The 11,420-nt window shown below is 69.1% G+C and carries 11 protein-coding genes; 3 read left to right on the top strand and 8 right to left on the bottom strand.

The window, feature by feature from the left end:
• The first annotated feature begins 11 nt into the window (after positions 1-11).
• The gene (gene kstD / locus AB0H76_RS26885; RefSeq protein ID WP_357329341.1) at positions 12-1,694 is read left to right on the top strand and encodes a 3-oxosteroid 1-dehydrogenase; all 1,683 of its coding nucleotides are present in this window, start codon (positions 12-14) and stop codon (positions 1,692-1,694) included.
• 30 nt (positions 1,695-1,724) lie between these two features.
• Positions 1,725-2,585 carry a MaoC/PaaZ C-terminal domain-containing protein gene (locus AB0H76_RS26880; RefSeq protein ID WP_357329339.1) on the top strand — a complete coding sequence of 287 codons (861 nt, stop codon included), beginning with the start codon at positions 1,725-1,727 and terminating at the stop codon, positions 2,583-2,585.
• Between the two features lie 42 nt (positions 2,586-2,627).
• Here AB0H76_RS26880 and AB0H76_RS26875 read toward each other — a convergent pair whose 3' ends face one another.
• The 3 genes from AB0H76_RS26875 to AB0H76_RS26865 are packed head-to-tail and all read right to left on the bottom strand — an operon-like array spanning position 2,628 to position 6,347.
• Positions 2,628-3,404 carry a hypothetical protein gene (locus AB0H76_RS26875; RefSeq protein ID WP_357329337.1) on the bottom strand — a complete coding sequence of 259 codons (777 nt, stop codon included), beginning with the start codon at positions 3,402-3,404 and terminating at the stop codon, positions 2,628-2,630.
• A 40-nt stretch (positions 3,405-3,444) separates the two neighbouring features.
• The gene (locus AB0H76_RS26870; protein ID WP_357329335.1) at positions 3,445-4,233 is read right to left on the bottom strand and encodes a hypothetical protein; all 789 of its coding nucleotides are present in this window, start codon (positions 4,231-4,233) and stop codon (positions 3,445-3,447) included.
• 47 nt (positions 4,234-4,280) lie between these two features.
• A complete protein-coding gene (locus AB0H76_RS26865; RefSeq protein ID WP_357329334.1) occupies positions 4,281-6,347 on the bottom strand; it encodes a CocE/NonD family hydrolase in 2,067 nt (688 codons plus the stop codon).
• Between the two features lie 141 nt (positions 6,348-6,488).
• Here AB0H76_RS26865 and AB0H76_RS26860 point away from each other — a divergent pair, with 141 nt between their 5' ends.
• Positions 6,489-7,157: a TetR/AcrR family transcriptional regulator gene (locus AB0H76_RS26860; RefSeq protein ID WP_357329332.1), complete on the top strand. Its 669-nt coding sequence runs from the start codon at positions 6,489-6,491 to the stop codon at positions 7,155-7,157.
• Here AB0H76_RS26860 and AB0H76_RS26855 read toward each other — a convergent pair.
• Genes AB0H76_RS26855 through AB0H76_RS26835 form a run of 5 tightly spaced genes read right to left on the bottom strand, consistent with a single transcriptional unit; the run spans position 7,154 to position 11,288 of the window.
• Entirely contained in the window at positions 7,154-7,600 is a 447-nt protein-coding gene (locus tag AB0H76_RS26855; RefSeq protein WP_357329330.1) for a hypothetical protein, read from the bottom strand. The two genes, AB0H76_RS26860 and AB0H76_RS26855, sit on opposite strands and share 4 nt — an antisense overlap.
• Complete coding sequence (locus AB0H76_RS26850) at positions 7,597-8,871, bottom strand: DUF58 domain-containing protein (RefSeq protein ID WP_357329328.1); 1,275 nt, start codon at positions 8,869-8,871, stop codon at positions 7,597-7,599. Before AB0H76_RS26850 ends, AB0H76_RS26855 begins: the two co-directional genes overlap by 4 nt.
• On the bottom strand, positions 8,868-9,851 hold the full coding sequence (locus AB0H76_RS26845) for a MoxR family ATPase (protein ID WP_357329326.1): 984 nt from the start codon (positions 9,849-9,851) through the stop codon (positions 8,868-8,870). The genes AB0H76_RS26850 and AB0H76_RS26845 overlap by 4 nt, the downstream gene beginning before the upstream one ends.
• Positions 9,852-9,864: 13 nt before the next feature.
• A complete protein-coding gene (locus AB0H76_RS26840) occupies positions 9,865-10,359 on the bottom strand; it encodes a hypothetical protein (protein ID WP_357329324.1) in 495 nt (164 codons plus the stop codon).
• Entirely contained in the window at positions 10,356-11,288 is a 933-nt protein-coding gene (locus AB0H76_RS26835) for a DUF4129 domain-containing protein (RefSeq protein ID WP_357329322.1), read from the bottom strand. Before AB0H76_RS26835 ends, AB0H76_RS26840 begins: the two co-directional genes overlap by 4 nt.
• Between the last annotated feature and the right edge of the window lie 132 nt (positions 11,289-11,420).

Here is an 11,420-nt window from a genome sequence, read left to right as displayed (position 1 = left end):
CATTCTATAACGTGTTCTACATGACTGATCGGGAATACGACGTCGTGGTGGTCGGCAGCGGGGCTGCCGGCATGACCGCCGCGCTCACCGCCGCGCACCACGGGCTCAAAGTGGTGATCATCGAGAAGGCCGCGCACTACGGCGGGTCCACGGCTCGCTCCGGCGGTGGCGTCTGGATTCCCGGGAACAAGGCGCTCAAGGCCTCGGGCCGTCCGGACGATCGGGAAGCGGCGCGCACCTACCTGCACAGCATCATCGGTGATGTGGTGCCCAAGGAGCGCATCGACACCTACATCGACCGTGGCGCAGAGGCTTTCGACTTCGTTCTCGACCACACGCCGCTGCAGATGAAGTGGGTACCGGGCTACTCCGACTACTACCCGGAGGCGCCGGGCGGGCTCGGCGAAGGCCGCTCCAGCGAGCCGAAGCCGTTCAACGCCAAGGTACTCGGCGCCGAACTGGCCAACCTGGAACCGCCGTACGCCAAGGCACCGCTGAATGTTGTTGTCATGCAAGCGGATTTCGTGCGCCTGAACCTGATCAAGCGGCATCCCAAGGGCATCGCCCGGGCCCTCCGGGTCGGCGCGCGCACCTACCTCGCCAAGTGGACCGGCAAGCACATCCTCGGCATGGGCCAGGCCATCATCGCCGCCATGCGCAAGGGGCTCCTGGACGCGAATGTCCCGGTGCTGCTGAACACTCCGCTGACCAAGCTCATCGTGGAGAACGGCGTCGTCACCGGCGTCGAGGCCACCCAGAACGGCGAAACCGTCACCTTCACCGCCCGCCTGGGCGTGGTCCTCGGCAGCGGCGGCTTCGAGCACAACGCCGAAATGCGCACCAAGTACCAGCGCCAGCCGATCACCAGCGAGTGGACCACCGGCGCGGCCGCCAACACCGGCGACGGGATCGTCGCGGGCATGGAGGCCGGCGGTTCGGTCGACTTCATGGAGGACGCGTGGTGGGGGCCGACCATCTTCAAAGGCGGCAAGCCGTGGTTCGCCCTGGCCGAGCGCAACCTGCCCGGCACCATCATGGTCAACGCCGACGGCAAGCGATTCGGTAATGAGTCCGCTCCTTACGTCGAGGCCGTGCACACCATGTACGGCGGCGAATACGGGCAGGGCCCGGGGCCGGGCGAGAACATCCCCGCCTGGCTGGTGTTCGACCAGCGCTACCGCAACCGCTACATATTCGCCGGGCTGCAGCCGGGCCAGCGGATTCCGTCCCGGTGGATGGAAAACGACTACATCGTCAAGGCGGACACGCTCGAGGAGCTGGCCGGGAAGATCGGCGTGCCGGTCGAGAACCTCGCCGCGACCGTCGAGCGGTTCAACGGTTTCGCCGTGACCGGCAAGGACGAGGACTACGGGCGCGGCAACAGCCACTACGACCGGTACTACGGCGATCCGACCGTGAAGCCGAACCCGTGCCTGGCGGCGCTGCAGCAGGGGCCGTTCTACGCGGCCAAGATCGTGCCCGGCGACCTCGGCACCAAGGGCGGCCTGGTCACCGACACCGCGGGCCGGGTGCTGCGCGAGGACAAGTCGCCCATCGAGGGCCTGTACGCCTCCGGCAACTGCTCCTCGCCGGTGATGGGCCACACCTACGCCGGCCCCGGCGCCACCATCGGACCCGCGATCACCTTCGGCTACCTTGCCGTCAAGGACATCGTCGAGCGCAAGCAGGCCTGACCCCATCCCCGAGCATCCCGAGGAGACTTGATGCCCATCGATCCGAACGCCGCGCTCGGCGCGGAGATCCCCGGCCGCGAATTCGCCTGGTCGGCCGGCGATGTCCAGCACTACAACCTGGCGCTCGGCGCCGGCAACCGCTGGACCAACCCCGCCGAACTGCGCTACCTGCACGACCGGGAACCGCAGGTGCTGCCCTCCTTCGCGACGGTCGCGCCCAGCTTCCACGAGACCGATCCGCCCAAGGTGAAGTTCACCGGAATCGATATCGACCTGGCGAAGGTGGTGCACGGCAGCCAGGAGATCACGGTGCACCGCCCGATCCCGGCCGCCGGGAAGGCCACCACCGTCGGCCGGGTCACCGATATCTGGGACAAGGGTTCGGCCGCGGTGGTGTGGCGCGAGGACACCGTCACCGGTTCGGACGGCGAGCCGCTGTGGACCGCCCGCTCCTCGATCTTCGCCAAGGGTGAAGGCGGATTCGGCGGCGACCGCGGGCCCAGCACCAAGTCCGAGCTCCCGGACCGCGCACCGGATTTCGACGTGCTGACCCCGACGCTGCCGCAGCAGGCGCTGCTGTACCGCATGTGCGGCGACCGCAACCCGCTGCACTCCGATCCCGAATTCGCCCGCGCGGCAGGGTTTCCCAACCCGATCCTGCACGGGCTGTGCACCTACGGACTGGTGCTGAAGACGGCCACCGATACGGTGCTCGAGTCGGATGCCGCACGTGTACAGAGTTTCCGGGCGCGGTTCGCCGGTGTGCTGTACCCGGGTGAGACGATCCGCACCCGGATCTGGCGTGGGGACGGCGAACTCACACTCACCGCTTCGGTGGTAGAGCGTGACGATGCCCCCGTGCTGGGCGATGTCGTCCTTCGGTTCCAGTAGCTCGGCAGGATGCGGGGCGTGCGTCACGCGCTCCGCATCCGCCTAGGCGGTCAGCGGCAGCTGGAAGCTCTCGCCGAAGATGTGCAGCCAGAGCCGCTCACAGAAATAGCCGTGCACGTCCGACCCGAAAGCGGCCTGCCGCAACCGCACCAGCGCGCGTTCGGGGATCTTCTCGATGACGTGGTTGCGTGCCGCGAAAATCGCTCCGTAGCTGTGTGTTCCCACCATGTGCTGCTCGGCGAGTTCGGCGATGTCCGGCAGCTCGCACATGTCCAGGAAATGGGCGCACATATTGACGCCCTCGGGCAGGCGATGCAGGTCCCGGTAGCCCCGGCCGATGCCTTCCGCGCCCGTGTCGACCCATTCCAGCGGCTGAAAAGTATTGAGTGAGAACAGTTCCGTGCGCACCCGCAGGCCCGGCACAGTCGAGCGTTCCGGGGTGAGCAGCAGCGGCGGCGGATAGCCGATCGACTCCTTCCAGCACCACGACAGGGCCTGCACGTCGGCCCAGTCCGCGTGCGTCGCCAGCAGTCGCAGGAAGTCCGGGCTGTGCTCGAACGGGTCACCCTGCGCGAAGACCGTGAACTCGCCGGTGCCCGGGCCGTATTCGAGCAGGTGCGTCAGATAGGTATCCGATTCGCGCCCGACATTGCGCAGCGAGACGAAGGTGTCCGCGCGTGCCCGCACCGCGGCGGACACCGGGCCCGCGCCTTTGTCGTAGATGTGCACCCGATAGCTCTCCGGCACCTCTAGCACCCAGTCGAGCGGCTCGAGGTAGTGCGCGATCACCAGATCGTGCACAGCGCTAGTGGATCCCACCCTGCCCCCTTCGTCCAACACCGGATCCGAGACTACGCACTCAGCTCGCTCCGGGCAGCCGCAGCGGGAACAGGAAACTCTCGCCGAAGATATGCATCCACAGGCGTTCACAGAAATAGCCGTGCACGGGAGCGCCGATGGCCGCCTGGCGCAGCCGCACCAGGGCGCGCTCCGGGACCTTCTCGATCAGATGGTTCCGCACCCCGAAGATGGCCCCGATGCTGGAACGCCCGACCAGGTGCTGCTGGGCGAGCTCGGCGATGTCCGGCAGCTCGCACATATCCAGGAAGTGGGCGGAGATATTGATCCCCGCGGGCAGCCGGTGCAACTCCCGATAGCCCCCGCCGATCCAATCGGGCCCGGCTCCGACCCATTCCAGTGGATGAAAGGTGTTGAGCGAAAAGAGTTCCGGCCGCACCCGCACCCCCGGAACGAGGGATCGTTCCGGGGTGAGCAGGGCGGCCGGCGGGAACCCGATCGGCGCCTTCCAGCACCACGACAGCGACTGCACCTCGGTCCAGTCCGCGTGCAGCGCCAGCAATTCGAGGAAGTCCGGGCTGTGCTCGAAGGGATCGGCCTGGGTGAAAACGGTGAACTCACCGGTGCCCGGGCCGTATTCGAGCAGGTGCGTCAGGTAGGTATCCGCTTCGCGACCCGCGTTACGCAGTGCCACATAGCTTTCCGCGCGGTCGCGCACCGCCGGCGCGACCGGCGAAGCACCCTTGTCGTAGATGTGTACCCGATAGACCTCGGGCACATCCAGTACCCAGTCGAGCGATTCCTCGTGGCGCGCGATCACCAGATCGTGTGCACCGCTCGTGGTTTCCATCCGGCGTCTCCCCTCCTGCAACAGCAGGTTAGAGGCTACGCGAGCGGTCAGGACAGTGGGCGGCTCAGCGGCAGGTTGACGAAGCTCGGCGCCGCGGGGTCCAGCAGCACATGCTGGTTGGACAGGCTGTTCTCCAGCCACAGCGGGGGCAGCAGGACACCGCGCGGGAAGTTGCTTGCGTAGACGTCGACGCGCAGGCGGTGGCCCGGTTGCAGGACGGCTTCGACGGGGTTGACGCCGATGTCGATGACGGTCGGCGCGCCGGGGACCAGGGGTTGCCTGGTGTCCAGGGTCAGCAGGTAGGCGATCTCGGTGTAGTCGCCATCGGCGTCGCGCTTGCTCTTGGCCTCGTCGACCGCACGCAGGGACGCGGTGAGCTGGCCGCTGGACAGGACCGTCGAGCGGCCGTCCGGGGCGACATCGTTCACGGTGACCGCCCAATAGCCTTCGCTGGTGTCGTGCGCGGTGTTCAGGTGCACGTTGATCGGGCCGGACAGGGTGGTCGGCTCGGCCACCGGCGCGCTGGTGAAGGTCAGGCCGCCGAGTTCGTGGATGCGGTCGTCCTTGGCGCAGAACGGCAGCACCGACAGGGCGCCGGCGGATTCGACGGCCGCGTCCCGCGAACACAGCGAGGTGATGCCGTTCAGGGGCGAAACCGTCAGCTGGGCAAGGGCATCCGCGGGATCGGTGGCCAGGGAGCCGTCGTACACGCTGTTGGCCGTTCCGCTGCGCTGCGGTGACAGATACATGCGGCGGTAGTCGATGGCGGGGCTGCTGTGCGGATACCGGTCGGCGGTGATCCAGCCGCCGCCCTGCTGCCACAGCACCACCGGGCCGTACTGATCGATGCCGTTGTCGATGCCCTTGAGCCACTTGTCGAACCAGGCCAGTTGCAGCACGTCCAGCCGCGGCGGCGCGGACGGGCGGCCCAGGCCCGAGCTCGGATTCAAGTGGTAGGTGTCGCCCATGATCAGCTTCTTCTGCGTCGGGGGCAGCGGAATCCGGTCGAAGGTCATGGCGCTGGAGGAGGAGAAGATGTCCTGCCAGCCGCCGTAGGCGAAGGTCGGGACCTGGATGTTCTCCGGGTGGCTGTCACCGAACCCGGCGCGCAGCTCACTGTCCGGTTCCAAGGCCTTGCGCAGCGGTTCCGGCAGTTGTTCCACCGAGGGCGACAATGCCATCAGGATGTAGTCGAAGAACTCGAACGGCGTCTGCACCCGGTCGATCAGCCACTTCAGGTCGTGATGGCCGAGCAGCACGCCGACCGGGTCCGGGAAGTTCTGGATGATGTCGACCAAGGCGATGTAGATCGGCGCGAACAGGCCGAGGCCGCCGCCGGGCGCCGCCACGTCGTCGATCTTGTCGGTGCTGCCCTCGACCGGGAAGATCGCCTTGAGCGCCGGCGGGTTCTGCGCGGCGACCATGTACTGGTTGATGCCGGAGTACGAGATGCCGGTCATGCCGACGTTGCCGTCCGACCACGGCTGCTTGGACGCCCAGTCGATCATCTCGACGCTGTCCTGGGTCTCGCGCTGCTGGAAGAACTGCCACGCGCCCTGCGAGTACCCGGTGCCGCGCACGTCGACCACGACCTGGGTGTAGCCCTGCTGGATCAGTTTCCGGTCGACGCCGAAGGAGCGGGCCGCGCCGCCGCCGAGCGCCTTGGTGATGTCGGTGATCGACTCGAGCGGTGTGCCGGTGAGGTCGGCGTTGCCGATCAGCTGGACCAGCGCGTCCGAGAGCCAGGGCACCGACAGGGCGACGTCGGCCAGCCAGGAGGCGAATTTCGTGTAGGGCGTGAGATTGAGGACCGTCGGCAGCGGCTCGCGCACCGGTTGGCCGGCGGCGTCGACGGGCCGGTAGATGTTGGCTTTCAACACCGTTCCGTCGCTCATGGTGATCGGGACATCGAAATCGATGAACACCTCGCCCGGGTACCGGCCGGGGTATTTCGCCGGGCCGTCGTGCTGGGCCAGCCATGTCTGGGCCAGTCGGCCGCCGTCCGGTGGCGTCTCGGCGGACACCTGGGCCGGTGTCGTCCACAGCGTCGTCAGCGCTACCGCCATGGTGGCGATGCCGGCGCGGGCCAGGCCGCGGCGCACTCTCCCGATCATGCAACACCCCTTCTTCCCCCGGCGGTGTCGCCGGGGTTATAAACATTTGCGTACCCATGATCCATCTGAGACAGCCGCCACTCCGGGCTTTGCCAATTCTGTGGCCCAGCTCACATCGATGCGGCGCTCTATGCTCGGCCCATGGGATTGGAATCCGCGATCGACCGGGCCCGCCTGCCGCGCGGCACGCACGGCATCGCGCCCGGCGATGTCATCCACTCCCAGCGGATGCGCATGTACTTCGCGGTGCTCGAGGCGGTCTCCGAGCGCGGCTACAACACCACCACCGTCGCCGACATCGTGGCCCGCGCCGGAGTCTCCCGGCGCACCTTCTACCAGCAGTTCCGCGACCGCGACGATTGCTTCCTCGCCGCCTTCGGCCAGGCCGTCGAACTCGTCGTCGCCGCGCTGGACGCCAGCATCGCCAGCACCCCGATGACGGACTGGCGCGCGCTGATCCGCACCACCCTCACCGAATACCTGAGAACGCTGGCCGACAACGCCTTCTGCGCCAACGCCCTGCACGTCGAATGCCTCGCCGCCGGCCCCGCCGTCGCCGAGCAGCGCCGCCGCATGAAAGCCATTCTGGCCCAGCGCATGCGCGCCGCCTTCCGGATCGGCCGCGACACCGGCGACATCCCCACCGAGATCCCCGCCGAGATCTTCGACGCCCTCATCGGCGCCATCGACGACCGCATCCGCGACTGCCTCCAGGGCCCCGGCCCCCAGGCCCTCCCCGCCCGCGCCCCCCACCTCTACCAGATCACCCTGGCCCTCTTCGGCGTCCCGGAGTGGGACGACCCGAGCTAGGGCTGGACGGGGTCGGCGGTGCGGCGGCGGGCGGTCAGGCCCTGGATCGCCAAGGTGTAGAGCAGGATTATCAGGATGGGGGCGGCGATGGGGGCCCAGGCGAGGTGGACGGGGGTGAAGGCGGCGGCGGTGGCGCAGGCGGTGAAGAGGACGGCGCCGGCCACCGAGGGGACGGTGGTGGGGACGACGCCGACGGGTGCGGTGACGGTGGCGGTGTTGAGCAGGTAGGTGGTGGCCACCAGACCTGTTGCGGCGGCGGTGAGTACGGCCGGGTCGGTGCAGGCCAGGACGCCGGCGGCGAGCAGGACGGCGGCCACGGCGGCGGGGCGGAACCACCACCCGGCGACGACCAGCGCGACGGCGGGGAGCGCGGGCCACGGGTTCATCAGGGCCACGGACAGGATCAGGAGCAGACCGGACAGGACGGCCAGGAATCTGGTCATCGGCGCTTCCGGCCGGCGCGGCGGTGCTCGGGGATCAGGCGCATGACCTGGTCGAGGCGGGTGTCCTCGGGCCAGGCGACGATGTCGACGCCGACGGTGCCCATGTCGCGGTACATCGAGGACCGCTCCAATTGCCACATGCGGGACAGTGTTTCGTCGAGTCCGTCGCGGAACGGCGTGCCGCGCAGGACGTCCACCACCACGACGACATGGCCGCGCTTGCGCAGATCGATCAGCGCCAGCGCGAACTGGGTGTCGAGCAGGGTGGAGAAGGCGATGACGATGGCGCCCAGCGGCACCGCCGCGTGCGGCGCCAGCGTGCCGGTGGTGGGAATGTGCTCGTCGCCGACGCCGAGCACCGCGTCCACGATCCGGTAGAACTGGCGGCGGCCGATATCGGGGCGCAGCCAGCGCGGCGCCTGCCCGAGGCAGACCACCGCGGTACGGTCGCCCGCCTGCAGCGTCGACTGCACCACCTGCGCCGCCCCGCGCACCGACAGTTCCAGCGAGTCGGTGGCCGGCCCGGGCGCCTGCTCCGAGGTGTCCACCAGGACGACGACGTCCGCGGACCGATTGGTCAGGCGCTCGGTGACGTAGAGCCGCCCGCGCCGCGCGCTCACCGGCCAGTTCACGGTGCGCAGCTGGTCGCCGGGCGCGTAGGCGCGGATGTCGGCGTACTCCACGCCGGGCCCGTGCTTACGGGTCAGGTGGGTGCCGAGCCGTTCGGGAAACTCGGTGCGCGGCAGGTTCATCAGTTGCGGATCGGTGATCGGGTAGACGTAGAGCTGTCCGACGGGCAGCACCGCGGTGGCGATGGCGAGACCCGCCGGGCTCAGCGCGGAGACCCGCACCGTCGCCGGATAGCGTCCCCACCGGTCGGCGGTGAGGGCCAGCCGCAGCCCGGCGGGCGCCGCCCCGGAATCGCTCGCCTCCTCGATCGCGATTCCCAGCCCGGGCGCGTCCACCGGCTTCAGGCGCAGCAGCGCGTGCCCGGAGTCGACGAACGCGGCGACGGTGAGCACCACCTCTTCGGTCTCGAAGCAGCGCAGCGTGCCGCCGCCATCGATCTGGATCATGGTGCGCGACTGCTGCCAGGGCACGGTCGCCAGTACGCCGAGCAGCGGCGCCGCGAATACCACCAGCTGCCAGCGCCCGAGCACCACCGCCCCGCACAGTGCCGCCGCGGCGCAGATGGCCAGCATGTACACCAGCGGTGCCGGGCGCCACCGTAATTCGGCGTCGATGGTGGCGGTGGCCTCGCGGTGCCTCATGTCCCCGGCGACTGGTGGGCGGCCGTGGCGGCGCGCGGGACCGGAAGTCGCCGCAGGAGTTCGGAGATGACGTCCTCGCCGCGGATCCGCCGCACCCACATCTCCGGGCGCAGCGTGATCCGGTGCGCCATCGCGGGCACGGCCAGCGCCTTCACGTCTTCCGGGATCACGTAGTCGCGGCCGAGCAGCAGCGCCCGCGCCCGCGACATCTGCACGAGATCCAGTTCCGCGCGCGGACTGGCGCCCACCTCGACCTGCGGATGACCGCGGGTCGCCGCGGCCAGCGCGACCACGTAACTCACCACATCCGGATGCACCGTGACGAACTCGACTGTCTGCCGCATCTCCATCAGCCCGGTGGCGTCGACCACCTGACCGACCTGCGGCGGCACCGAACCGCGTTCGAGCCGGCGCCGGATCATCTGTGTCTCGTCCGCCTCGGACAGATATCCGAGCCGCAGCTGCATGGCGAACCGGTCCAGCTGCGCCTCGGGCAGCGGATAGGTGCCCTCGTATTCGATCGGGTTGTCGGTGGCCAGCACGATGAACGGCGTCGGCAGCAGGAAGGTTTCCCCGTCGATGCTGACCTGCCCCTCCCCCATCGCCTCCAGCAGCGCGGCCTGGGTCTTGGGCGGGGTCCGGTTGATCTCGTCGGCGAGCAGCACGTTGGTGAACACCGGCCCGCGGCGGAAGTTGAACCGGCCCGAGTTCATGTCGTAGATGGTGGAGCCGAGCAGGTCCGCGGGGAGCAGGTCGGGCGTGAACTGCACCCGGGTGAACTCCAAACCCAGTGCCGCGCTGAAGGAGCGCGCGATCAGTGTCTTACCGAGCCCCGGCAGGTCCTCGATCAGGACATGCCCGCCGGACAGCACGGCGATCAGAATGAGCTGCATCTCGTCGCGCTTGCCGACGATGACGCGGGACAGTTCCCGCAGTATCGCCTCGCTGCGCTGGACGGTCACGTCCATCGGCATCGTCATATAGAACCCAATCTCACATTCGCTGCAGCCGGCGCAGGATCTCGTCCAGCGCCGCCCGTCCAGGTGCGCGCGTCGTCTGATCGCGCAGTGCCGAGTTCGCCGGATCCACCCAGCGCCACAGGTCGGCGCCGAACTGGTGTTTCCCGGCGGCCTCGATGGCCTTGCGGTTCTTGGCAACCCGCTGGCCGGCCGACAGTTCGAATTCCTTGGCCAGCAGCGGGCGCAGGTGCCGATCCCAGTCCGCGCGGCTGCCGTCGGCCCGGTCGGCCAGCATCTCGGCCCGCGCGCGCCAGCGTTGCAGCATCTCCACGGGCCCGTTGTCGATCTCCCCGGGCAACTCACCGAGGGTGGTCGTGCGCTCGCGCAGCCGCCAGAGCAGGGTGACCATCACCACCAGCACCGGAATTCCGGCGAGGGCGAGCAGCGCGCCGCGCGCTTTGCCGAAGGTGATCGCCTCGAAGACGAGCACGGCCAGGATCGCGCTCACCACGATGGCGGTGCGGTTCATCCGACGACCTCCCCTTGCAGGTCGGCCAGCACGATGCGCAGCAGCTGTTCGGCGCGCAGGCGCTGCCACTCCAGCATGTCGTGCGGGCTGAACCGGGCTTCCTCGAAGAGCGCGACCAGTTCCCGCGCGGACGCGTCGTGCAGGGCGCCGTGCTCGAACGCGCGCGCCAGCACTTCCATCGGCGTATCCGAGACCAGCGGCGCGGCGGCGCGGTCGAAGGCGAGTCCGCGTTCCATCGCGAGGTAGCAGGCGATGATCGCGGTGCGCGGGTCCTGGCCCGGCACGTTCATCGCGGCCAGGCCCATTTCGGCGGCCCGGGCCAGCGAGTCCGCGGGGGTGGCCGCGCCCGCGGCGAGGGGCGGCGCGGCCTCCGGAGGTTTGCGCCGCGTGGTCACCGCGACGGTCACCAGCCCGGCCAGTGCCACGCCGACCAGGACTACCGCCGCGACGGTGGTCAGCAGCAGGGCCGTACCGGTGAGCGCCTCCGGCGTCGACCCGGGGTCGGGCAGCGGGCTGGGCGCCTGGTCGGGTGTTCCGGAGCTCACCGGGGGCGGCTCCGCGGACTCACCGGCCTCGGTCCGGAGCCCGACCGCGAGGTAGAACACCGCGGTCGACACCGCGACCAGCACCCCGAAAGCGGCCAGCAGGCCCAGGATCAGCAATCCGGCCCGGCCCAGCCGCCCCGGCGCGCGGTCGTTCGCGCGCTCCTGCTCCGGCATGGCCAGCGGCAGCCGGTGCTGGCTGGCGATCACCCCGGCCAGCAGGATCACCACCGACACGGTCAGCAGCACCGGCATCAGCGCGACGGCGATCGCGGACTGCACCGGAACGGCGCCACCGAGCGGGCCGGCCCCGGGAATATAACCACGCAACGCGATAGCGGCGAGCACGAGCAGCGCGATCGAAACGATCACGCGTGCTATCGGCATGCGCGCACGGACCACCCCGTTACCACCAGTTCTTCGAACAGCCTGAAACAGGCACATAGTTACATGCCGGATGGTCCGCTCGGAGGCGAATCGGCGAGTTCGAATTGCGAACCGCCGGATCGATATTGGGGT

The organism is Nocardia sp. NPDC050712, assembly GCF_040654295.1.
Taxonomy (GTDB): domain Bacteria; phylum Actinomycetota; class Actinomycetes; order Mycobacteriales; family Mycobacteriaceae; genus Nocardia.
Note: the sequence above shows the minus strand (reverse complement) of the source record. Positions and strands in the feature narration are given on the sequence as shown.